Annotated in this window: 23 protein-coding genes and 1 tRNA gene; 12 read left to right on the forward strand and 12 right to left on the reverse strand. The window is 65.4% G+C overall.

Annotated elements, in window-relative coordinates; translation table 11 throughout:
• The 3 genes from JHD67_RS11520 to JHD67_RS11530 all read right to left on the reverse strand — a co-directional run.
• On the reverse strand, positions 1-879 hold an 879-nt coding region (locus tag JHD67_RS11520; RefSeq protein WP_233171826.1), incomplete at its 3' end, for a M23 family metallopeptidase.
• Between the two features lie 269 nt (positions 880-1,148).
• The gene (locus tag JHD67_RS11525) at positions 1,149-1,988 is read right to left on the reverse strand and encodes a type 1 glutamine amidotransferase domain-containing protein (RefSeq protein WP_199099329.1); all 840 of its coding nucleotides are present in this window, start codon (positions 1,986-1,988) and stop codon (positions 1,149-1,151) included.
• Positions 1,989-2,125: 137 nt separating this feature from the next.
• A complete protein-coding gene (locus JHD67_RS11530) occupies positions 2,126-3,034 on the reverse strand; it encodes a LysR family transcriptional regulator (RefSeq protein ID WP_199099330.1) in 909 nt (302 codons plus the stop codon).
• Positions 3,035-3,183: 149 nt separating this feature from the next.
• On the opposite strand from JHD67_RS11530, the gene metF reads away from it, so the two are divergent.
• The 3 genes from metF (at position 3,184) to JHD67_RS11545 (ending at position 5,651) form a co-directional block, all read left to right on the forward strand.
• Positions 3,184-4,011, forward strand: a complete 828-nt coding sequence (gene metF, locus JHD67_RS11535) for a methylenetetrahydrofolate reductase [NAD(P)H] (RefSeq protein ID WP_199099331.1) — start codon at positions 3,184-3,186, stop codon at positions 4,009-4,011.
• Between the two features lie 28 nt (positions 4,012-4,039).
• On the forward strand, positions 4,040-4,651 hold the full coding sequence (locus tag JHD67_RS11540) for a DUF4124 domain-containing protein (RefSeq protein ID WP_199099332.1): 612 nt from the start codon (positions 4,040-4,042) through the stop codon (positions 4,649-4,651).
• An 82-nt stretch (positions 4,652-4,733) separates the two neighbouring features.
• Positions 4,734-5,651 (forward strand): branched-chain amino acid transaminase, encoded by a 918-nt coding sequence (locus JHD67_RS11545; RefSeq protein WP_199099333.1) that lies wholly within the window; start codon positions 4,734-4,736, stop codon positions 5,649-5,651.
• An 81-nt stretch (positions 5,652-5,732) separates the two neighbouring features.
• Here JHD67_RS11545 and JHD67_RS11550 read toward each other — a convergent pair whose 3' ends face one another.
• The 7 genes from JHD67_RS11550 to JHD67_RS11580 form a co-directional block, all read right to left on the reverse strand.
• On the reverse strand, positions 5,733-7,016 hold the full coding sequence (locus JHD67_RS11550) for a HAMP domain-containing sensor histidine kinase (RefSeq protein ID WP_199099334.1): 1,284 nt from the start codon (positions 7,014-7,016) through the stop codon (positions 5,733-5,735).
• Complete coding sequence (locus JHD67_RS11555; RefSeq protein ID WP_046972192.1) at positions 7,000-7,686, reverse strand: response regulator transcription factor; 687 nt, start codon at positions 7,684-7,686, stop codon at positions 7,000-7,002. Before JHD67_RS11555 ends, JHD67_RS11550 begins: the two co-directional genes overlap by 17 nt.
• A gap of 320 nt (positions 7,687-8,006) precedes the next feature.
• The gene (locus JHD67_RS11560; RefSeq protein ID WP_199099335.1) at positions 8,007-8,495 is read right to left on the reverse strand and encodes a hypothetical protein; all 489 of its coding nucleotides are present in this window, start codon (positions 8,493-8,495) and stop codon (positions 8,007-8,009) included.
• A gap of 196 nt (positions 8,496-8,691) precedes the next feature.
• Positions 8,692-9,144, reverse strand: a complete 453-nt coding sequence (locus JHD67_RS11565) for a hypothetical protein (protein ID WP_199099336.1) — start codon at positions 9,142-9,144, stop codon at positions 8,692-8,694.
• Positions 9,145-9,259: 115 nt separating this feature from the next.
• Complete coding sequence (gene rimK / locus JHD67_RS11570) at positions 9,260-10,138, reverse strand: 30S ribosomal protein S6--L-glutamate ligase (protein ID WP_199099337.1); 879 nt, start codon at positions 10,136-10,138, stop codon at positions 9,260-9,262.
• Positions 10,135-10,590, reverse strand: coding sequence for a RimK/LysX family protein (locus JHD67_RS11575; protein WP_199099338.1), 456 nt, complete (start codon positions 10,588-10,590; stop codon positions 10,135-10,137). The genes rimK and JHD67_RS11575 overlap by 4 nt, the downstream gene beginning before the upstream one ends.
• A 58-nt stretch (positions 10,591-10,648) precedes the next feature.
• Positions 10,649-10,722 (reverse strand) — tRNA-Gly (locus JHD67_RS11580).
• Positions 10,723-11,074: 352 nt separating this feature from the next.
• Here JHD67_RS11580 and JHD67_RS11585 point away from each other — a divergent pair.
• The 5 genes from JHD67_RS11585 (at position 11,075) to JHD67_RS11605 (ending at position 17,297) form a co-directional block, all read left to right on the forward strand.
• Complete coding sequence (locus JHD67_RS11585) at positions 11,075-13,252, forward strand: DUF6600 domain-containing protein (protein WP_233171827.1); 2,178 nt, start codon at positions 11,075-11,077, stop codon at positions 13,250-13,252.
• 108 nt (positions 13,253-13,360) lie between these two features.
• Positions 13,361-13,561 carry a sulfur carrier protein ThiS gene (gene thiS, locus JHD67_RS11590; protein WP_199099339.1) on the forward strand — a complete coding sequence of 67 codons (201 nt, stop codon included), beginning with the start codon at positions 13,361-13,363 and terminating at the stop codon, positions 13,559-13,561.
• A 60-nt stretch (positions 13,562-13,621) separates the two neighbouring features.
• Complete coding sequence (locus JHD67_RS11595) at positions 13,622-14,422, forward strand: thiazole synthase (protein WP_199099340.1); 801 nt, start codon at positions 13,622-13,624, stop codon at positions 14,420-14,422.
• Positions 14,423-14,495: 73 nt separating this feature from the next.
• A complete protein-coding gene (gene trmB / locus JHD67_RS11600) occupies positions 14,496-15,221 on the forward strand; it encodes a tRNA (guanosine(46)-N7)-methyltransferase TrmB (protein ID WP_199099341.1) in 726 nt (241 codons plus the stop codon).
• Between the two features lie 258 nt (positions 15,222-15,479).
• Positions 15,480-17,297 (forward strand): SLC13 family permease, encoded by a 1,818-nt coding sequence (locus JHD67_RS11605; RefSeq protein ID WP_199099373.1) that lies wholly within the window; start codon positions 15,480-15,482, stop codon positions 17,295-17,297.
• A 12-nt stretch (positions 17,298-17,309) separates the two neighbouring features.
• Here the strand turns inward: JHD67_RS11605 and galE are convergent, their stop codons facing one another.
• Positions 17,310-18,284: a UDP-glucose 4-epimerase GalE gene (gene galE / locus JHD67_RS11610; RefSeq protein WP_199099342.1), complete on the reverse strand. Its 975-nt coding sequence runs from the start codon at positions 18,282-18,284 to the stop codon at positions 17,310-17,312.
• A 120-nt stretch (positions 18,285-18,404) separates the two neighbouring features.
• Entirely contained in the window at positions 18,405-18,749 is a 345-nt protein-coding gene (locus tag JHD67_RS11615; protein ID WP_199099343.1) for a Rieske (2Fe-2S) protein, read from the reverse strand.
• A 78-nt stretch (positions 18,750-18,827) separates the two neighbouring features.
• Here JHD67_RS11615 and JHD67_RS11620 point away from each other — a divergent pair, with 78 nt between their 5' ends.
• From JHD67_RS11620 to JHD67_RS11635, 4 genes are all read left to right on the forward strand, one after another.
• Positions 18,828-19,100, forward strand: a complete 273-nt coding sequence (locus JHD67_RS11620) for a hypothetical protein (RefSeq protein ID WP_199099344.1) — start codon at positions 18,828-18,830, stop codon at positions 19,098-19,100.
• Positions 19,101-19,188: 88 nt separating this feature from the next.
• Complete coding sequence (locus JHD67_RS11625; RefSeq protein WP_199099345.1) at positions 19,189-20,070, forward strand: methylated-DNA--[protein]-cysteine S-methyltransferase; 882 nt, start codon at positions 19,189-19,191, stop codon at positions 20,068-20,070.
• Positions 20,071-20,208: 138 nt separating this feature from the next.
• Positions 20,209-21,132 (forward strand): drug/metabolite exporter YedA, encoded by a 924-nt coding sequence (gene yedA, locus JHD67_RS11630; protein WP_199099346.1) that lies wholly within the window; start codon positions 20,209-20,211, stop codon positions 21,130-21,132.
• 110 nt (positions 21,133-21,242) lie between these two features.
• Positions 21,243-22,631 (forward strand): TIGR00366 family protein, encoded by a 1,389-nt coding sequence (locus tag JHD67_RS11635; RefSeq protein ID WP_199099374.1) that lies wholly within the window; start codon positions 21,243-21,245, stop codon positions 22,629-22,631.
• The last annotated feature ends 36 nt before the right edge of the window (positions 22,632-22,667 follow it).

Here is a 22,667-nt window from a genome sequence, read left to right on the forward strand (position 1 = left end):
GGCCGCTTGATAGCTGCCGCTGACGGCGCTGAACCACTGGTCCGCCGACAACGCCGGATAGCGCGTGCGCACCTCGGCGAATAGCGCGGCATTGAGTTGCTGGAGCTTCTCGGGGGTGGTGAGGAACTGCGCGGCCACGCTTTGCAGGGTTTCGGTGGCGCCGGGATAGGCGGCGCTGTACGCGCGCACCACATACCGCAGTTGCACCGTGCGCGGATCGGTGGCGTACAGGGCGGTGTTGGCGGGGAGCGTGAGGTGCGTGTCGCCCCACACGCAGTGCGTGCGGCCCTGGCGCAGGGGGCCGCTGCTGCGCCCCATCAGGGCGGCGACATTGGCCTCGTCCGCGACGATCTCCAGATGGATGCGGCCGATGCGGCCGTAGATGGCGCCGGCCGCACCGATAGGGTCTTTGCGGTACACCTTGTCGCCCTTCTTGAGGGCAACGTCCTCGGTGACGGCTTTGCCCTTGGCGTCTTTGGTGGCAACGGGCGTGCGGTGCACGTGGTGCAGGTGCTGGTAGATCGAGTAGAAGGTGACGGGCGTGCCTTCGCCGATCTCGGTGTCGTGCCGAAGAATCACCACGCCGTTGCTGGTCCAGCCCTTGTAGTAGAGCAAGGGATGGGCCGCCATGATGGCGGGGTCGGTATCGTGTGCGGGGATGGCGTTGCTGTCGCGCGCATACACCACCACGCCATCGGCGATGGCGCGTACGTGTTCGGGGTTGCGCGTGCCACCCGGCGCCGTGAAGTGCAGGCCGCCATGCCAGTTCATGTCGCGCCCCAGCGGAAACGCGCCTTGCCCGGAGGATTCGCCCAGGGTGGTGCCGCTGGTGTCCTGGTCGGGCTGGGTGCCGGAGAGAAACGGAAGGCTGATGAGCATGTCGCAATCCTTGGCGAGGGGCGTTGGTCAAAGAAGGGGCCAGCGGGCCGCTGATGCCATGCAAAGGCATAGGACAATCAGTCGCAGCCTGAAGAACAGCGCCCCGCGCGCCCATCGGGCAAATGCCGGGCGTTGCGTGGGCCAAAGGACTAGCGTCACGTCTGATGGTGATGACATGGCGGCCAAGGGGCGCCCCACTCACGCCGCCCATAACAAAAGGCCGCCCCTGGGGCGGCCTCTTGCCATCAACACGGCGTTGATGACAGCGCTTACTTCAGACGCTTGAGCAGTTCGTTGCCCACTTGCACTGCCGAGGCCGGGTTCTGGCCCGTAATCAGCTCGCGGTCGGTGACCACATGCGGGGCGAAGGCCTGCGATTCGCTGCTGAACTGCGCGCCAGCCTTCTGCAAGGCGGTTTGCGGATAGAAGGTCATCTCACCGCCCAGCTGGCCCTTGGCAAGTTCTTCTTCGGCGTTGCTGAAAACCGTCATGCGATAGCCGCTGTAGATCCACTGCTTAGGCGTGGCGACGGTGGCACCCTTCGCCAGGCGCTGGGTGAAGCCGGGTGCGTCGCCGAGGGTGGACAGCAGGGCGATGGGGCCGTGGCATTCCAGCGCGGTGGGCTTGGCATGCGCGTGGAAGTTAGCGAACAGTTTGCCCAGGGCGGGGCTGGTGAGCAGATCCTGCATGGGGGCGTGACCGCCGGGCACGTAGACGGCATCGAACTTGTCGTAGCCGATCTGCTCGACACGCGCGAGGCTGATCACCGGCGACTGGGTGGCAGAGGTGATCAGCAGCTTGTCCAGCATGGCGCGATGGCTTTGCAGGGCCGCCTCGTCGCCACCGAAATACACCTTGTCTACCGACCCCTTGTCCAGGGTGGGGGCGCGCCCTTGGGGCGTGGCGAAAGTGACTTGATGGCCGGCGTCCATCAGCATTTTTACCGGCTGCATCAGCTCGTTGAGATAGAAGCCGGTGGAGAACACCTTGCCGTCTTTCAGGTCAAGGTGATTGGCATCGGACAGCACCACCAGCACATGGGCGGCCTGGGCCTGGAAGGCAGTGAGGCCCAGCGCGGCGATCACGGGGAGCTTTCGCAAAAGGGACATGAGCTTTTTCTCGATGGGGAGCCAAGGGCGGCTCGGGGATGGCGCTACTTTAGGGAGCGACCCCACTCGGAAAAACCCACGCAACCGGCATGCAGTTTTGCGTTGCCGGACATAATCGCGCCGACGGTTACTCAGCCCTACTCGCCACGCGCCGCCGATACCAGCACTTCGATCAAGGCGCGCGCCGCGGCGGATTGGCGCCGGTGCGGTGCATAGATCAGCGAAAACGGCCGGGTGCGTCCTTGCAGCTGCGGCAATACCTCCACCAGCCGGCCCTGGGCGATACGTTCGCTCACGATGAAGTCGTAGCTTTGGCAGATGCCTATGCCCTGCTCGGCCAGCGACACCACGCCGAGGACATCTTCGGAAACTTCGATGGTAGCCTGCGGCATCCACTCCACGTCTTTTGCGCCATCACGGAACACCCAGGGCGCGAGGCGACCGGTGCGCGGCATCACGAACGGCAGGCACGCATGCTGCGCCAGGGCATCCAGCGTATCGGGCACGCCCTTGCGCGCGAGGTAATCCGGCGACGCCACCAGTCGCAAGGGCGCCTCTTCCAGCGTGCGAGCCACCAGCGAGCTGTCCGGCGGACGCCCCAGGCGAATGGCCAGATCGAAACCTTCGGCGACCAGGTCGACATTGCGATTGGTGATGTTGAGTTCCACCTTTACCTGCGGATGCGCTTGCGCGAAGCGGGCCAACAAGCGCGGCAGGCGATAGTGGCCGTAGGTGGTGGGCGCGCTCAGGCGCACCCGTCCGCTCAGGGCGGCACCGCTGCCTTGTAGGTCGCGCTCGGCTTCGTCGATCAAGCCGAAGGCGGCACGCATCTGCTCCAGGTATTGGCGGCCCACCTCGGTCAGGCCCAGGCGTCGCGTGGTGCGACGTAGCAGTTGCTGGCCCAGTCGCGTTTCCAGGCGAACCACCGCGCGACTGAGTACCGATGCAGTGGTGGCCAAGGTGGCGGCGCCCGCAGTGAAGGAGCCGTGCTCGACCACCGCCATGAAGGCTTCCACGTCATCCAGATAATCGAAACGGCGGCTCATAAGCGCTATCGCATGGGTAAACGCCAAGCATATCGCCGGCGCGGTTTGTTGCAGGCTGGCCAAGGATGACGGCTGAACCGGTTAAATATCTCTTTATCGCGAAACGGAGATATATATAATCACCCCATCGCCAGCCAGGGGCTTGTCCCATGCCGTCCATCAGCTTTGAGTTCTTTCCGCCCAAGACCGACGAGCAGCGTGCGCAGCTCGATCAGGTGGCCGCGCTGCTCAAGCAGCATTCCCCCGAATACGTCTCGGTGACCTTCGGCGCCGGCGGCTCGACCCTCAGCTACACCGGCGAGACGGTGAACCGGCTGCATACCCGGCATGGCTTGCCGGTGGCGCCGCATCTGTCCTGCGTGGGCGGTACGCGCGCCGAACTGGCCGAGTTGCTCGATGCCTATCGCACGGCCGGCTATCGCCGCATCGTGGCGCTGCGCGGCGACCTGCCCTCGGGCATGGCCAGCCCCGGCGATTTCCGCTACGCGGCGGAGCTGGTGCGCTTTATCCGCGAGTATTCGGGCGATCATTTCCATATCGAAGTGGCGGCTTACCCCGAAACGCATCCGCAGGCCGACGATGCGCTGGCGGACCTGCGGCACTTCAAGGCCAAGGTGGATGCCGGCGCCAATGGCGCGATCACCCAGTACTTCTTCAACGCCGATGCGTATTTCCGCTTCGTGGACGACGTGCAGCGCCTGGGCGTGAAGGTGCCGATCGTGCCGGGCATCATGCCGATCTCCAATTTCTCGCAGCTCAAGCGCTTTTCCGACGCCTGCGGCGCGGAGATTCCGCGCTGGATCACCAAGCGCATGCAAGCGCATGGCGACGATGCGGCGTCGGTGCGCGAACTGGGCGCGGATGTGGTGGCGCAGCTGTGTCGCCGCCTGCTGGAAGGCGGCGCGCCGGGCTTGCACTTCTATACGCTGAACCGGGCCAAGGCCACCCGCGCGATCCTCGATCGATTGCACGGTTGAACAACGCGCTCGCGCGTATGCTCGACCGATGATGCGTCTGTTGCTGCTGCTCGTGCTGCTATCCCTGCCCCTGGGCGTGCTCGCCCAGGATGGCATCCATCGCTGCATGGGCGCCGATGGCAACCCGCTGTTTACCGATCAACCATGCGCCGCCTTGCAGGCCACACCGGTGACGGCCACGCCCCGCGCGCCCGCAGACGCGGCAGCCCACACCGCACCTGCCGCGCCACCGCCCATCCTGTGCGCCGCCAGCGTGGCAGAATTGCGCGAAAGCGTGCTGCAGGCGTTTGCCAACCGCGACCCCAATCGCCTCGCCGGCTTGATGCTGTGGGGCGGCTACGGACAACAGGCCGTGGTGGCGGATATCCGCTCGCTCACCGGCCTGATGCAGCGCCCATTGCTGGAAGTGACCGAGGCGGAGGAAACCGCCACCTCCGCGCCATCGCTCGACCCCATGCTCGACCTCAGTCAGGCCCCGGGCGCATCCGCCAGCGCGCATGCGCCCGCAGCGCCGGCGAGGGGTGGCGAACGCCAACTTATCGTGCGTACCACCTCGGACGACGGCAGCGGCAACGCGCGCGAAACCCGTTTCAGCGTGGTGCGGCGTTCCGGCTGCCTGTGGCTTCAAGGCGCGGGCTAGCGCCGATTTCTGCTGCTGCGCAAAATCGCTCCGTGTAGCCACGGGTTATCATGGTGCGTTTTTTTCCCCAGAGAGTCCCCACATGGCGCAGCAATATCCTGATTGGATCTGGCAGAACGGCGTGATCAAGCCCTGGCCGGAAGCGACCACGCACGTGATGTCCCACGCGCTGCACTACGGCTCCTCGGTGTTCGAGGGCATCCGCAGCTATGCGACGCCCGACGGCGCGGCGATTTTCCGCCTCACCGATCACCTCAAGCGTCTGTACCAGTCGGCCAAGATCTACGACATGGCCATTCCGTACACGCAGGACGAGCTGGCCGCTGCCTGCCGCGAGGTGGTGCGCAAGAACGGCCTCTCCGCCGCCTATCTGCGCCCGGTGGCCTACCGTGGCTTGGGTGGCTTTGGCCTTTCCGCCGAAACGCCGATCGACGTGGCGGTAGCGGCCTGGCCGATGGGCCCCTACCTTGGCCCCGAGGCCCTGGAAAACGGCATTGAAGCGTGCGTGTCGAGCTGGCAGCGTTTTGCCCCCAATACCATCCCGGCTGGTGCAAAGGCGGGCGGCAATTACCTTTCGGGCCAGCTGATCGCCCGCGAAGCGCGTCGCCTGGGCTTTGGCGAGGGCATTGCGATGGCCTCCTCCGGCCTGTTGAGCGAAGGCGCGGGTGAGAACCTGTTCCTGGTGTTCGACGGCGTGCTGCACACCACCCCGGCAAGTGCTTCGATTCTCACCGGCATTACGCGCGACACGCTCAAGACGCTGGCACGCGAAGACGGCATTGAAGTGGTCGAGCGCGACATCCCGCGTGAATACCTTTACCTGTGCGACGAGCTGCTGATGTGCGGCACGGCGGCGGAGATCACCCCGATCCGCGCGGTGGACGGCAAGCAGATCGGCAGCGGCAAGGGCGGTCGCGTCACCCGCCGCCTGCAGGAGCTGTTCTTTGGCCTGTTCAACGGCAAGACCAACGACCAATGGGGCTGGCTGGAGCCGCTCTAAGGTCGATGCGGGGGCGCCTTTCAGCGCCCCGTCGCACACGGCAAAACGCCCGGCCCAGGCCGGGCGTTTCTGTATGGCGAATCAGGAGAACACGATGCTGGCGATGGCGCCGTTGGTGTCGGTGCGCGGTCGCATGGAGACATCCCAGCCGTACAGATCGCACAGGCGACGCACGATCGCCAGGCCGAGGCCGGCACCGCTGCCACCCGCACCCTCACCGCGCACACCACGCTGGAACAGGCGCTCGGCGTCTTCCGGCTTGATGCCGGGGCCGGTATCGATCACTTCGATGCGATCGCCACCCACTTCCACCGTCACCGAGCCTTCCAGGGTGTACTTGATGGCGTTGCCGATCAGGTTGGTCAATGCCACGGCCAGCACCGAGGCCGGCGCGTTCACGCTGACTGGCTGCTTGACCACCAGGTCCACGCTCAGCGGCTTGTCGCGCATCTGCGGACGCTGGCTTTCGATCACGTCCGAGGCGACCTTGGCCACATCGGTGGTTTCGCCACGCGTGGGGCCACGGCGCTCGGCGCGCGACAACAGCAGCAGCGCCTCGATCAGCTCGGTGGCCTGACGCGAAGCGCGCTCGATACGCTTGAGGCGTTCGCGCAGCTTGTCGGTGAGATCGGGCGAGCCTTGCAGCAATTCGGTGGTGCTGGCGATGACTGCCAGCGGTGTGCGCAACTCATGGCTGACGTCGGAGTTGAACTCGCGATCGCGCTCCACCATGGCGGTGAGTCGCTGCGAGTATTCGTCCAGCGCCAAGGCCAACTCGCCCACTTCGTCATCGGCGAAGTGCGGCGCCAGGGGCTCGGCTTTACCGCTTTTGCGGAAGTCACGCAGGCGACGTGCCAGCTCGCTCACCGGCTTGAGCACCTTGCGCGACAGCCAGAAGCCCAGCACCAGCGACAACAGGCCGAACAGGAATACCGCGCTGATAACGCTGAAGAGCAGCTGTTGCTTGCCCAGTTCTTCGCGGGTGACGTCGTAGCGGATAAAGCCGATCAGGCCATACTTGCGGCTCACGGCCAGCTTGTAATGGCGCGTCTTGCCGTCCGGCCCCTGTTCGTAGATGTCGTGTACACCGGTGTCCAGGTTCTGCCAGGACATGGGCATGTTGTAGATGGTGCGCTCGCTGCGCATCCATGCTTCCATCATCTGCGAGCCTAGCGGCTTGCTCGGATCCGTATGGGTCTGCTCGACCGCCTGATCCACGTCTTGCTGGAGCGCCGCGGTGACGAGTTGGTCCTCCACCCGCGAGCGGATGTTGAGCGCGGCGAACGCAAACAACGCGCTGAGGCCGAAACCGAACAGCGCGAACGAAACGATCAGGCGAAAACGGAGCTTACGCCTGGACCGCATCCGGTTCGACCATGCGGTATCCAATGCCATGCCGCGTGTGGATCAGCGGCTTGTCGAACGGCTTGTCGATCGCGGCGCGCAGGCCGTGGATGTGCACGCGCAGCGAGTCGCTGTCCGGCAGCTCCTCACCCCACACGCGCTGCTCCAGATCCTGACGCGTCACCACTGACGGGCTCGCCTCCATCAGCGCCTGCAACAGCTTGAGGCCGATGGGGTTGAGCTGGATGGATTTGCCCTCGCGGGTGACCGTGAGCGTGTCCAGGTTGTAGGTGAGGTCGCCCACTTTCAGCACGCGGCTCTGCGGACCCTTGCCGCGACGGGCCAGCACCTCCAGGCGCGCCGCCAGTTCCTGCAGCGCGAAGGGCTTGGTCATGTAGTCGTCGGCGCCCGACTCGAAGCCGGTGAGCTTCTGCTCCAGCGCGTCGCGCGCGGTGAGCATGAGGATGGGCGTCTGCTTGTGCGCCTCGTGGCGCAACTTGCGTGCCACGTCCAGACCATCCATGCCGGGCAAGGTGAGGTCCAGCACGATCACGTCAAAGTCATGCACGACAGCCAAATGCAGGCCGGTGACGCCGTCACCGGCGAAATCGACCACATGGCCGCGATCTTCCAGATAATCGCCAATATTGGTCGCGATATCGCTGTTGTCTTCGATTACCAGTACGCGCATGCGTCCTCCACACGCAGCCGGCATAAGGGCCGGCCGAGGTCTCAAGCTTAACAAGCTTGCCAGGGTCATAGGGGGTTGAGACCCGCATCCAGCTGAACAAGATGGTTCGCGGGCAAGAAAAAAGCCCAGGCGCCACGACTTGCGTCGCTCGCCTGGGCCCAAGCTACTGCCCCGATACCGAAATCTGCTGTCACCAGACCTTGCGGTTGAAGTGCACGAGCAAATTACAGTGGGCCTTTTATAGAGGTGGACCAGTTACACCGGGGTTAACCCGTGCTCACGCCGGCGTTAACCGCCCCCACCTGCTTGCCTGGTGCGCCTCAATGCCCACCGGTCGGAGTCTGCGTGCGTTTGTTGTCCATCAACAGCTTTTGGGTGTCGCTGTTCTCACGCACCATATCGCTGTACTTGCGACATACGTTCTTGGCGATGATGGAGCCGGTCGGCTTCTCATTGACACATACCTCACGGTCGCCATCGCGGCGAGTGAGGATGGCATTGATCTCGGATTGATCGTTGTAGAGCGCCAGCTTGGACTCGTTGTCCATGGCGTCGATCTTGTCGAACTTGTCGAACAGCGACTGCATCTGGTCGAAGTCCTTGGAGACGGTGGCGCGCTCGCCATTTTCGACGAACTCAAAGCGACCGCCGGGCTGCATCTGCTTATCGATCTGCGCCCTCATGTCGACAAATTTGTCCCGCGTATCCGCCTTGACGTCCGGCAGCGGCGGCTGTTTGGCCAACAACGGCGATACCGGTAGTGCTACAGCAACTGCGATTCCCCAAAGCAACGAAAGCTTGAGCTTCATGATGCCGCCCTCCCTGGTCTCGCTGCCCCCCGGCATGGGGAGACACCCCGCGAGATCGTTCGATGGTAGGGCTGCGTGAACGACAGGTCAAAGCGCCGCATTGGGGCGTCCGCGCCCGCTGGCCGGGCCTGATGCAGCGTGGCTGACCGCTGCTTACACAAGGGTCAGCCCGCCAGCGGCCGCTAATGGCCGCCGCTTACAGGTCCTTCTGTTCGTTCAGTTTCTCACGTGCCACGTCGCTGTGATGGCGACATACGTTGCGTCGGACGGTGGCGCCGCTCAACGTTTTGCTTTCGCATATCTGACGCTCGCCATCATGACGCGAAAGGATGGCCTTCACTTCCGACTGATCCTGGGTGAGGGCGAACTTGGACTTGGGGTCCATGGCTTGCGTGCTGCCGAACTTGTCGAACAGCGACTGCATGTGATCGAAGCGCCGGGTAAGCGCGACACGATCCTCGTGCGTGATGAACTCAAAGCGCCCACCCGACTGCAGTTGGCCGTCGACCTGCTCTTTCAACGCCACAAACTGATCCCGCGTAGCCACCTTGACGGCAGGCAGCGGCTGACCGTGCCCGGCCAACGATGTCGATACCGGAGACGCCGCGACCACGGCAACCGCCAAAACCAATGACCATTGAAGCTTCATTTCAATTCTCCTCCCCTGTCCCGCCGTCCCTACCTAAGGAACTCCTACGAGACTCGAAAGGAGGCTACCGGCCCGTTATCGATCGCCTGTAGTCCGCAAAATCAGCTACTGGCTGTCAGGCTCCGCCCCGGCGTTCCAGTAATGCGATGATGGCCCCAGCCACATCGACGCCCGTGGTCGCCTCGATGCCCTCCAGCCCCGGGGAAGCGTTCACCTCCAGGATCAACGGACCGCGCTTGGAGCGCAGCATGTCCACGCCGGCTACGCCCAGGCCCAATGCACTCGCGGCCTGTACGGCAATGCGGCGCTCCTCCGGCGTCAGCGTGGCGGCAACCGCCGTGCCACCGCGATGCAGGTTGGCGCGGAACTCGCCCGGGCTCGCGTCACGCTGCATGGCGGCCACGACTTTTTTGCCGACCACGAAACAACGCAGGTCGCTGCCCTTGGCCTCGCCGATGAACTCCTGCACGAGGAAGTTGGCGTAAAGGCCGCGGAATGCCTCGATCACGCTTTGCGAGGCGCTCTTCTTCTCGGCCAGCACCACGCCGGTGCCCTGGCTGCCTTCGTTGAGCTTGATCACGTGCGGGGGGTCGCCCAGCATGGCGAGCACGTCGGCGGTATCGTCGGGGTTGTCACCGAACACCGTGGCCGGCATGTCCAGGCCCTTGGCGGAGAGAATCTGCAGGCTGCGCAGTTTGTCGCGCGCACGCAGTACGGCGTCGGAAGGGTTGGGCGAGTAAACCCCCATCATCTCCAGTTGGCGCAGCACGGCGGTGCCGTAAAAGGTGCTGGTAACGCCGATGCGCGGAATCACCGCGTCGAAGCTCTTGAGCGCCTTGCCCTTGTAGCGGATGGACATGTTGCCCGGCGCGATGCGCACGTAGCAGCGCAGCGGATCGAGCACACGCACCACGTGGCCGCGCTCGCGCGCCACGTCTACCAGGCGCTGGGTCGAGTACAACCGCGTGTTGCGGGAAAGAATGGCAATCTTCATGAAACACCCGTCGGCCCTGCCATGGGTGGCCGGGGCTGTGTGTAGGACAAGGCAGGGTCGACGGCGAAACGGCCGTATAGAGCGGTGCGACCCAGCAGCATGGGGAAAAGCATATGGCGGCGATCGGTCAGATTGACGTCAACCGCGAAGCGCTCGCCGGCCAGCATGACCTCGGTGCGGATGAACCAGCGCAGGGTACGACGGCCGCCGGTATCGGTCACCGCGCGCCGATCGAGCGCCGGTGTTTCACAGCTCACCGAAATGCGCTGGCGACCGCCCACACTCACGGCAAAGCGCAACCAGGTGTCGCCGCCACGTTCGAAGCTTTCCAGCGCATCCACATGCAGCGAACTGCTGCGCGCGCCGGTATCGAGCTTGGCCTTGAGCAGTGGGATGCCGAGCAACGGCAATGCCAGACGCTCCCGCCAGCCGAGGGTGATCACATCCGCCATTATCAGCGCACGCCGCAGGGTTACGAAAAAGGGAGTCGGTGGGGTTGGGAGCGTTGGGTGGAGCGGGTGAAGGGAATCGAACCCTCGTCAGTAGCTTGGGAAGCTACAGCTCTACCATTGAGCTACACCCGCAACGCTGGGCGATGGTAACCCGGCATCCACGGACTTGGGAACCGCCCGTCGCATACGCTCAGGATCCGCCACTCGGGATCAACGCGTGCCCCGACCGCACGGGCCTCGCATGCGCCACTCAACAGCGACGGAGGATTGACCATGCCCAGGCCCCTATCAGCCCAACCCGGGATGAACCGGACATGGCGGCCGGCTGAACCATAGGGAGGCGGCGAACCGCAGGGAGCTTGCAGGGGGCGGAGCCGCCGTCCGCATAATGCGTACACGACACCCATGCATGCGCTGGACGCCGCAACGGGTGAGGCCATCTTCACGCGCGATCTCAAGGTCGCGCTCTACTCCGGAGACTTCGATGCGTGTGCTTTCTGCTTCCCTGACGTCGCCAAGGGGTTGGCGATGGCTGGCGGCGGCGCTGATGATCGGCGTCAGCTGCCTGCTGCAGGCTCAAGCCCAGTCGGCACCGGACGACCAGGGTGCCGGCGATCCGCCGTCACGGGCCGCGCGCCTGTCCTATCGCACGGGCGATGTTGGCCTGCTGCCGGCGGGTGAAAAGGATTGGGGCGACGCCAGCCTCAACCGCCCACTGACCACCGGCGATCGACTCTCCACCGGCGAGAACGCACGCGCCGAGCTGGAAATCGGCGGCGGCACGCTGCGCATGGCGGACGACTCCGATTTTGGCTTTCTCACGCTCAACGACCACCTGACCCAGGTCGAGCTGACCAAGGGCACGCTGAACCTGTCGGTACGCGACCTCGATGAAGGCCAGAGCTACGAGATCGACACGCCGACCGTCGCCTTGGTGGTGGACCAGCCCGGCACCTTCCGCGTGGATATCAGCGACGACGGCAAATCCACCCGCATCATCGCCATGAACGGCCGCGCCACGGTCTATGGCGAAGGCAACGCCCAGCGCACCATTGCGGGCGGCCGTAGCTACGAGTTCAGCGATTCCTCGTTGAACAGCGTTGCCATCAGCGATGTGGACGGCGGCGACGATTTCGACAACTGGTGCAACAGCCGCGATCAGCGTTACGACCGCTCACGCTCGGGTGAATATGTATCCAGCGATGTGGTGGGCTACCAGGATCTGGACCAATACGGCAACTGGCAGGCCGACCCCGACTACGGCCAGGTGTGGTATCCGGCCAACGTGGGTGCGGACTGGGCTCCGTATCGGGATGGTCACTGGGCCTATGTCGGTCCATGGGGCTGGAGCTGGGTGGACGACTCCCCGTGGGGGTTCGCGCCCTACCACTATGGCCGCTGGGCCTATGTGCGCAGCCGCTGGTGCTGGGTGCCCGGCCCGATCGCCGTGCGTCCGGTCTATGCGCCGGCCCTGGTCGCTTTCGTCGGCGGCGCCGGCTTCGGGGTTTCCGTAGGCATCGGCGGCGGCCCGGTCGGCTGGTTCCCGCTGGGCCCGGGCGAGGTCTACAACCCCTGGTATCGCGCTAGCCGCAACTACTACACCAACGTCAACATCACCAACATCTACGTGCGCAATGACCGTAACGTGGTGATCAACAACATCAACAACCACTACAACTATTTCCGCGACGGCCGGCCGATACCGAACGAACGTTACTTCAACCGACAGGCACCGCACGCGTTTACGGCCATGTCGAGCCAGGACTTTGCCGCCGCGCGCAATGCGCAACGCCACATGATGACGGTGGACCCGCAACGCATGGCCGGTGCGGCCGTGATGCCTCGCGGTGCCGGCGTGCAGCCGGGGCACGCCAGCTTCGCCCCGCCACGCAGCACCAACGAACGTAGTCTGCCCACGGGCGGCTTCCAGCGCGAAGTAGTGGCTCGTAACGCGCCGATGGCGGCCTTCGCCGGACGTGCCGCCGGCGCGCCGAATGCACCGCGCCCGGTGCAAGGCCCGACCCAGGTGCGCTTGCTCAACGGTTCCGGCCAGCCCAATCGACCCATGCCGGCCGAGCGCCAGCCAGGGCAGCCCACCCTGCGCAACGGCGTCCCGGCGCAGGCCCAGCGGCAACCCGCGTTCCGTGACAACGAACCCGTCGCGACGCGTCCGGGCGAATTGCCCTCCGCGCGCTTTGCCCGACCCTCCAATGGCGACAACCCAGCAAACCCGCCCCCAACACCGCGCCCGGGCGTGAGCTATATCCCGAGCGGCAACACGGATCGCGCCATGCGCAATCAAGCGGCGCCCCAGACGCTGCCGAATGAACCTCGCTTCGAACGCGCGCCGCCCGGCCAACGCGACGCGCAGGACAGCATGCGCTTCCAGCGTGACGACGCCGCCGCGCGTCCGTTGCCGCAGGAGCCGCGCTTTGTGCCGCAGCCGCGTGAGGTGCAGCAACCGCGCGAAGTGCCGCCGCAGGGTTACCAGCCGCAGGCACAGCCCCAGCAGCGCGGTTACGAGCCGCCACGGGGCTATGAGGCGCCCCGCGCCAACCCCGCGCCGCAACCGCGCCCGGAGAACGGCGGCCAGCCGCAACAGCGCCCGCAGCCGCACCATGAAGACCGCGCGCCGCCCAAGAAGGACGAGCAGCAACACTGACCCCGCCAAGGCCCGGCACCGCCGGGCCTTGGCTTACCCAGCGCCCGATGGGGGCGCCCCGTTATGCGCCGGGATCAGGATGGGACGCTTAGCCGCTACAATAGGCGGATGCTTATCACGCTCAACGGCAGCCCACGCGACTGCGCCCCCGCCACGACCGTCATCCAACTGCTGCAGGAAGCCGGTTACGGCACCCGCCGCGTGGCCGTGGAAGTGAATCACGAGATCGTCCCGCGCAGCCTGCACGCCACCCACGTATTGGTCGAGGGCGACCAGGTTGAAATCGTCCACGCCATCGGCGGCGGCTGAACGTCGCTCCCCTTTCCCCGCGCTGCCCCAAGGCAACGCCCGTAGCCCAAGACATTGACGATGAATACCAAGACGCTCGACACCGCCGATTCGCTCGTCATTGCCGGCAAGAGCTATGGCTCGCGCCTGCTTACCGGCACCGGCAAGTACAAGGATTTCGACGAGACGCGCCGCGCCACCCAGGCCGCGGGCGCCGAGATCGTCACGCTGGCCATCCGCCGCGTGAATATCGGCCAGGACGCCAGCCAGCCCAACCTGCTGGATGCGCTGCCGCCCGAGGAGTTCACGTTGTTGCCCAACACGGCCGGTTGCTACAACGCGGTGGACGCGGTGCGCACCTGCAAGCTGGCGCGCGAACTGCTGGACGGCCACAAGCTGGTCAAGCTGGAAGTGCTGGGCGACCAACGCACCCTGTTCCCGGATGTCGTGGAAACGCTCAAGGCCGCCGAGATCCTGGTCGCCGACGGTTTCGACGTGATGGTCTACACCAGCGACGACCCGATTCTGGCCAAGCGCCTGGAAGATATCGGCTGCGTCGCGGTGATGCCGCTGGCCGCGCCGATCGGCTCGGGCCTGGGGATACAGAACCGCTACAACCTGCTGGAAATCATCGAGAACGCCAAGGTGCCGATCATCGTCGACGCCGGCGTGGGCACCGCTTCGGACGCCGCCATTGCGATGGAACTGGGCTGCGACGGCGTGCTGATGAACACCGCCATTGCCGGCGCCAAGGATCCGGTGCTGATGGCGCACGCGATGAAGCTGGCGATCCAGGCCGGGCGCGCTGCCTTCAAAGCCGGCCGCATTCCGCGCAAGCGCTTTGCCTCCGCCTCCAGCCCGATCGACGGCACCATCGGCTGAGGTCCTGCCCGGCCTGCGGTCGGGGAGGCAGCAAGGCCACCACTTCCCCGCCCGTGCGGGGAAGGATTTGTCCATGTCCACGGAAACACCCATGACGCACGATCACGACGACGCCAGCAAGCCTGAATACATGCGCCGCATCCGCAGCTTTGTGCTGCGCGAAGGCCGCATGACGCCGGCGCAACAGCGGGCCTTCGATGACCATTGGGCGCGTTATGGCATCGACTATCGTGGCAGCGTGCAGGATTTCGCCAGCCACTTCGGGCGCCCTGCGCCGCTGGTGCTGGAGATCGGCTTCGGCAACGGCGAGGCGTTGGCGTGGGCCAGCGAGCACGACCTGGCACGCGACTTCATCGGCGTGGAAGTGCACGGCCCGGGCGTCGGCCGCCTGATGAACGCACTGGCCTCACGCGAGGCCCGCAACGTACGCCTGTACAAGCACGACGCGGTGGAAGTGCTAGAGAATGAGATCGCCGCCGGCACGCTGGCCGAAGCGCGCATCTGGTTCCCCGATCCCTGGCACAAGAAGCGCCACAACAAGCGGCGCATCATCCAACCGGAATTCGTCGCCTTGCTCGCCTCGCGCATGGCGCCCAACGGCTTGCTGCACCTGGCTACCGACTGGCAGCCCTATGCCGAGCACATGCTCGAGGTGATGGAAGCTGCGCCCGATTGGCGCAATGACCTCGGCCCCGGCCAGTATGCCGAGAAACCCGAATGGCGCATCGAGACCCATTTCGAGCGTCGCGGCCTCAAGCTCGGCCACGGCGTGTGGGATCTGCTTTACCGCAGGGCCTGAGCGCACCTCCATGCCTCCCGCGTCGTAGCGCGAGGGGCATGGTGAGCGGGACACGCGCCTCGCGCTCACGGAACAAGCGCATCCTCGACCGTTCTTAGTGCGGACGCGGTTCACCAGCACGCATCGCGACCCGCTTATACTCACGTCTCAAACAGGGACGAGTCGTCGCAGCGTGATGTTCCCACTGCCCACATCCATCCATCGCCAGGACGCCCGCCTCGGGGGCGCACCGTAGTGGGACTCGCCCTCACCCCCGAAATGGTCCTGGTGTTGGGGCTGGTGGGCTTCACCATGCTGATGCTGGTGCTGGAGTGGATCCGCGCCGATATGGTGGCCTTGCTGGTGGTGGTGGTGATCGGCCTTACCGGCTTGATTCCCTCCGAGCGCGTGTTCAACGGCTTCGCCGGTAACGCGGTCATCGCCATCATCGCCATCATGATCATGGGCGCCGGCCTGGACCGCGCCGGCGTACTTACCCTCACCGCCAGCTTTGTCATGCGCATGGCGCGCGGCGTGGAATCGCGCCTGGGCTTGGTGATCAACCTGGTCACCAGCCTGTTCAGCGCGGTGATTCCCAGCCAGGCGCTGGCGGCACTGATGATTCCCGTTACCAGTCGCCTGGCGGCGCGCACTGGCGTGCCGATCTCACGGCTGCTGCTGCCGATGGCGTTTTGCATCCTCACGGCCACCAACACCACGCTGATCGCCAATTCGCCACTGATCGTACTGAACGACCTGGTGGCCAGCTCCAACGCCAACCTGCCGGCCGGTGCGCACACCATCCCGAAGTTCGGCCTGTTCAGCGTCACGCCTGTAGGCCTGGTGCTGGCGCTGGCGGGCGTGGCGTTCTTCTATTTCTTCGGCCCCAAGCTGCTGCCCGAGCGCGAGGACGAGCGCCTGAAGGTGACGCCTGGTCGCACCGAGAGCTACTTCGCCGACACCTACGGCATCGTCGGCGAAACCGCCGAGCTCACCGTCACCGCGGAAAGCCCGCTGGTGGGCATGAGCATTGGCGAGGTGGAGCAGCTCTACGGCGCGCCCTTGATACTTGCCATCAAGAGCGGCAATGACGCGCGCATGGCGCCGCCGGCCGACCACGTAATCTGGGTGGGCTCGGTGCTCGGCGTCTTGGGTCCGCGCGAACAGCTGGGCCAGTTCGCCAATAACCAGCTATGCAAGCTGAGCCCGCGCATGCGCCAGTTGGGCGAACTGTTCAATCCGTCGCGCGCGGGCATTTCCGAGGCGGTGATTCCGCCCAGTTCGCGCTTCATCAAGCAGAGCGTGGGTGACCTGCGCCTGCGCAAGCGCTACGGCATTTCGGTGTTGGCGGTGAATCGCGGCGACCAGGTGTATCGCGATGATGTGCGCTCGGTGAGCTTGCGCGCGGGCGACACCTTGGTGCTGCACTCCAACTGGCGCGACCTGAGCCTGGCCACCGAAGACAAAGACCTGGTGGTGGTCACCGACATTCCCAAGGAAGAGCAGCGCCCCGGCAAGATCTGGCAGGCGGTGGGTTTCTTCCTGCTGGCCAAGTGCCTGGCGTTGTTCACCCACCTTGACCTCTCCGTCGCCATGATGACCGGCGCCATCGGCATGCTGCTTACCGGCGTGCTGAACATGGACGAGGCTTACAAGGCGATCAATTGGAAGACCATCTTCGTCACCGCCTGCCTGATCCCGCTGGGCTGGTCGATGGACGCCACCGGCGCCGCCGCATGGCTGGCCCAGGTCGTGCTGCAGCACCTGGGGCACACCTCGCACTGGATCTTGCAGCTGTCACTGGCCGTGCTCACCCTGTTGTTCTCGCAGGTGATGTCCAACGTGGGCGCCACCGTGATGATGGTGCCCATCGCCATCAGCGTAGCCGTCGCCACGGGCGGCAACCCGTCGGCGTACGCGCTTATCGTGGCGGTGTCCTCGTCCAACACCTTCCTGCTCAGCTCAGGCCACCCGGCCCTGATGATGGTGGCCGGCCCCGGCGGCTACCGCGGCAAGGATTTCCTCCGCGTGGGCCTGCCGCTCACCGGCATCGTGCTGGTGCTCACCCTGGTAGCCATCAACTTGATGTACCACTGACCGGGCACGCACTTAGAACTTGGCTTGGCGGTGCCAGCGCCAGGCGCTCTCCACCATCACCTGCAACCCGGCGTGGCGCGGCCGCCAGCCCAATTCTTGCTGGGCACGCTCACTGGAGGCCACCAGCACCGCCGGATCGCCCGCGCGCCGCGGCGCCAACGTGTGCGGCACTGGCCGGCCCGTCACTTGCTCGGCCGCGGCGATCACCTGGCGCACCGAGTAACCATGCCCGCTGCCGAGATTGAATACGTGCGCGCCCTCGCGCCCGCTCAGGTAGCTCAGCGCCAACTGGTGCGCCTGCGCCAGATCTTCCACATGCACATAGTCGCGCACGCACGTGCCATCAAGCGTGGGATAGTCGTCGCCGAACACTTTCAGCGCAGGCCCGGAGCCCAGCACGGCGCGCAGGACATTCGGTATCAAATGGGTTTCGGGCTGGTGCGACTCACCGATCGAACCATCCGCACTGGCACCCGCCGCATTGAAATAGCGCAGCGCCACCGATCGCAAACCGTAGGCCACGGCCGCATCCGCCAACACGCGCTCGACCATCAGCTTGCTCGCGCCGTAGGGGTTGATCGGCGCCTTCGGGTGATCCTCATCGATCACCGCGCTGTTGGGCTGTCCGTAAACGGCCGCGCTGGATGAGAACACCAGCCGCTGCACGCCATGTCGCTGCATGGCTTCGAGCAGATTGAGCGTACCGGTGACATTGTTCTGATAGTAGCGATAGGGCGACACCATCGATTCGCCCACCAGCGAGTGGGCGCAGAAATGCATCACCGCATCGAAACGGCGGCTGCCCAAGGCGCGATCCAGTGCTGCGCTGTCGAGCAAATCCGCTTCGATCAGATCGCCCCACTGCACCGCCTCGCGATGCCCGGTGCAAAGGTTGTCCAGCACGGTGACGCCTACGCCCTCACCTGCCAGATACCGGGCCATATGGCTGCCGATATAGCCGGCCCCGCCACAAAGCAGCACGTTCATGCGGATGCCTCGCGCGCAAGGCCCTTCTGCGAAAGTATCGCTGTCATCTTTCCCCCGTCGACGCCCAGCCATGGGCTATCCCCAGCTTGTTGGAGCGGCACGCTACACCATCGCCACGACTCAGTCGTCGAGCCAGACCGCGCCATCGGCGATGCGCACGTTTACCGCGCGCAGATGTTCGCCGCGGCACGGGCCACCCACGCATAGGCCATCGTTGTCGTTGAAGGTGGCGCCATGCGCGGCGCAGATCAGCAAATGGTCCTTGATCAGGAACTTGCCCGGTGCCCAATCCAGCCGGCGGCCCGCGTGCGGGCAGATGTTCAGATAGGCGTGCACCGCGTCATCGCGTCGCAATACGATGACGTTTTCTTCGCCATCGCGCAGGGCGGCATCGACGGCGATCGCGCCGCCATCGGGAATATCGTCCAACCGGCAGAGCGCCTGGTCGGGGGTTGCTGTATCCATCGGCACTTGCCTCTTTAGCCCAAAGGCCCCATCGTTACGCACGTAAGTCGTTGATTTTACCACACGGATTTTTAACACATGCGTTTTTCGCTGCCCCTTCCGCGTCGTTCCCGCCACCCGCTGGTGCGTGCCCTGTCGCTCCTCGTGGGGCTGGCCGTGGTCGGCGTGCTGTTGGTATTTGGCCTGGTCGTTGCCGGTGTGCTGCTGGTTGGTGGCGCGCTGGTGTTCGGTCTGCGCCAATGGTCGCGTAAGCGGGGCGCCGTGTCTCCTGCCGCGCGTCGCGCACACCAGCCCGAAGTGATCGAGGGCGAGTTCGTGGTGCTGCAGCAGAGCCGTCACGCCACGCGCTAAACACCGCGTTGCCGCTAAGGCACAAGATCCGGATGGTGACGGCACGGCAGCCGGACTAGGCTGCGTCCATCGCCTCCCGGATCTCGCCATGAACGCCCGTCTCGCTACCGATACCCTGCTGGAACAGGTTCGTCTGCTGGTGGAACGTGCCGAGGAGCCGCCCACGCTGCAGGCGCTGGCGGACTCCGTACAACTGAGTCCCAGCCATCTCCAGCGTGCGTTTCGCCGCCGCTATGGCATGAGCCCCGCCGAATACCACCGCGCGCGCCGCTTCGGTCACTTGAAGAACGCGCTGCGCAACGGCGCACCCGTGGCCGATGCGGTGTATGACGCCGGCTTCGGCTCCGGCAGCCGGGTGTATGAGCACAGCGATCGGCTGCTTGGCATGACACCGGCCAGCTACCGCTCGGGTGGCGCGGGCGCCGATATCCGCTACACCACCACCGACACGCCGCTGGGGCGCCTGCTGGTTGCCACGACCTCGCGCGGCATTTGCGCGGTCACGTTGGGCGACGATGACGCGGCATTGGAAGCACGGCTGACCGGGGAATTTCCCCATGCCACGCGTCAGCGCGTGGATGCCGGCCGCGAGGAATGGCTGGATGCCGTCATCGCCCGTATCGCGCACGATTTGGGTTGGGCCAAGGCCGATGCCCCCGCACTGCCACCGCTGGACGTGGCCGCCACCGCTTTTCAGTGGCGGGTGTGGAATGCGCTCACGCGTATTCCCAGTGGCGAAACGCGCAGCTACGGCGCGCTGGCCGCCGAACTGGGCATACCCAAGGCAGCGCGGGCCATCGGGCGCGCCTGCGGCAGCAACCGGCTGGCGCTCATCGTGCCCTGCCACCGCATCGTGCGCGAGGATGGCTCGCTGGGCGGATGGCGCTGGGGCGTGGAGCGCAAGCGCGATCTGCTGGACGGCGAGCGACGCAACTCCCACGACGGTCGCGCGCATCATGCCGTGGCCTGAGTGCGGATTTGGCTTGAGGCCGTCTCAAGGCTGCCTTGCATAAGCCTCGCTTCTGCCCCCAGCCGCGCCGGTTTAAGGTGCAGCTACCTGTAAACTACGGCAGGCATCCGCCCCGCGATGCCTCCCTGCGTGCCCGCCATGAACGATACCTCCACGACGCCTGCCGCTACCGCGGCACCTGCTGCTTTTGCCGACGCCCGCGTGATGGTGCCGTTGGCGCTGTTGGTGCTCTACGTCGTCTGGGGCTCGACCTATCTGGGCATTCGCTACGCGCTGGAAAGCTACCCGCCGTTCCTGCTGGCCGGCGTGCGCTTTCTTGGCGCGGGCATCGCCATGTTCGCTTTCCTGCGCCTGCGTGGCATCGCCATGCCTACCCCGCGCCAGTGGCGCAATGCGGCGGTCACCGGCGTGCTCTTGCTGGGCTTTGGCAACGGCCTGGTGTGTTTTGCCGAGCAGCGCGTGAGTTCGGGCATCGCTGCCGTGGCGGTGGCCAGCATGCCGCTGTTTTCGGCACTGTTTTCGGGCATGTACGGCGAATGGCCGACACGTCGCGAAACCGTGGGCCTGGTGATCGGCTTTGTCGGCGTGATCGTGTTGAACCTCGGCACCGGCCTCTCCGGCTCACGCATTGGCGCGCTGGCGCTGCTGGTGGCGGCCATGAGCTGGGCCTTCGGCTCAGCCTGGAGTCGTCGCCAGGATATGCCCTCCGGCCCGATGAACACCGCCGCGCAGATGCTGTGCGCCAGCGTGGCCATGCTGTTGGTAGGCTACGCCACCGGCGAACACCTGCCGGCGCACCCCACCCCTCGCGCTACGGCGGCGCTGCTGTATCTGGCCGTGTTCGGCTCGATTGTGGCGTTCAGCGCCTACCTTTATGTGCTCAAGCATGCGCGCCCCGCGCTGGCGACCAGCTACGCCTACGTAAACCCGCCAGTGGCGGTGCTGTTTGGCGTGCTGCTGGCGGGCGAAACCGTGGGGCCCTATGACCTCGCCGGCATGGCCATCATTCTGCTGGGCGTGGGTGCGATCACGCTGGCGCGCCAGCGTCGCGCGGGTCGCTGACAGCTTTCCGCCCGTACGACCTTGGTCGGCTTGCCTGGCTCCGTCGGGCGCGCTCACCATGCCCCGATATCTGGTCGGGGATGCCCATGAGCGCAACAAACGAAGGTTGGATGGCGCGCGCCGCATTGCGCAGCGCTGCGTGGTCCGAACGCTGGTTTCCGGATGCATGGGTGTTCGCGGCGCTGGGCGTAATCATCGTGGCGGTGGCGGCGCTCGCCTTCGGCGCCTCGCCGGCGGTGACGGTGAATGCGTTTGGCGATGGTTTCTGGAGCCTGATTCCCTTCACCATGCAAATGGCCTTCGTGGTAATCGGCGGCTATGTGGTCGCCACAGCACCGGTGGTAGCGCGCTTCATCGAACTGTTGGCGCGTGCACCGCGTACGGGCCGTGGCGCGGTCTGCTATGTGGGCCTGGTGAGCATGCTGGCCTCACTGTTGTCGTGGGGCTTTTCGCTGGTGTTCGGTGGCTTGCTGGTGCGCGCACTGGCCAGGCGCGAGGACCTGCGCATGGATTACCGCGCCGCCGGCGCGGCCGCGTATCTGGGCCTGGGCGCCGTGTGGGCGATGGGCCTCTCCTCGTCGGCGGCGCAATTGCAGGCCAACCCCAAGAGCATGCCGCCGGGCCTGCTCAATATCACCGGCGTATTGCCTTTCAGCCAGACCATTTTCCTGTGGCAGTCGATCGTGCTCACCGCCGTTTTGATTGCGGTGTCGCTGGTGATCTGCTGGTTCACCGCACCCTCGGAGCGGAACGCGCGTACCGCCCAGGATTTCGGTGTCACCGACACCGCCACGCCCGCCTTGCCGCCGCGCCAGCGGCCGGGAGAGTGGTTGGAATACAGCCCGCTGCTCTCGCTGCTGATCGGCCTGCTCGGGCTGGGCTGGCTGGGTTACGAGTTCGCGACCAAGCCAGCGGTAACCGCCATCGCCAACTTGAATACCTATAACTTCCTGTTCCTTACGCTCGGCCTGCTGCTGCATTGGCGCCCGCGCAGTTTCCTCAATGCTGTGTCACTCGCGGTACCGAGCACCGCAGGCGTGCTGATCCAGTTTCCGCTGTATGGCGGCATTGCCTCGCTGCTGACCCATGCGCCGGGTTTTGCCGATGCGACGCTGGCGCATCGCCTGTCGGGGCTATTCGTGCACATTGCCTCCACCGAAACGTTCTCGCTGGTGATGGGCGTGTACTCGGCGATCCTCGGCTTCTTCGTGCCGTCGGGTGGCGGCAAGTGGCTGGTGGAGGCACCTTATGTGATGCAGGCCGCCAACGATCTGCACGTGCACCTCGGCTGGGCGGTGCAGGTGTACAACGCCGCCGAAGCCCTGCCGAACCTTATCAATCCCTTCTGGATGCTGCCGCTGCTCGGCGTGCTGGGACTGAAGGCGCGCGACGTGGTCGGCTTCACTTTCATGCAATTGCTGGTGCATCTGCCGCTGGTGCTCGGCCTGTTGTGGGCCTTGGGGCTCACACTCACCTACCTGCCGCCCGTCATGCCCTGAGAGGCCTGGCGGAGCGTGTGCGCCCCGTGGGCGCAC

Source organism: Dyella sp. ASV21 (assembly GCF_016428975.1).
Classification (GTDB): Bacteria; Pseudomonadota; Gammaproteobacteria; order Xanthomonadales; family Rhodanobacteraceae; genus Dyella.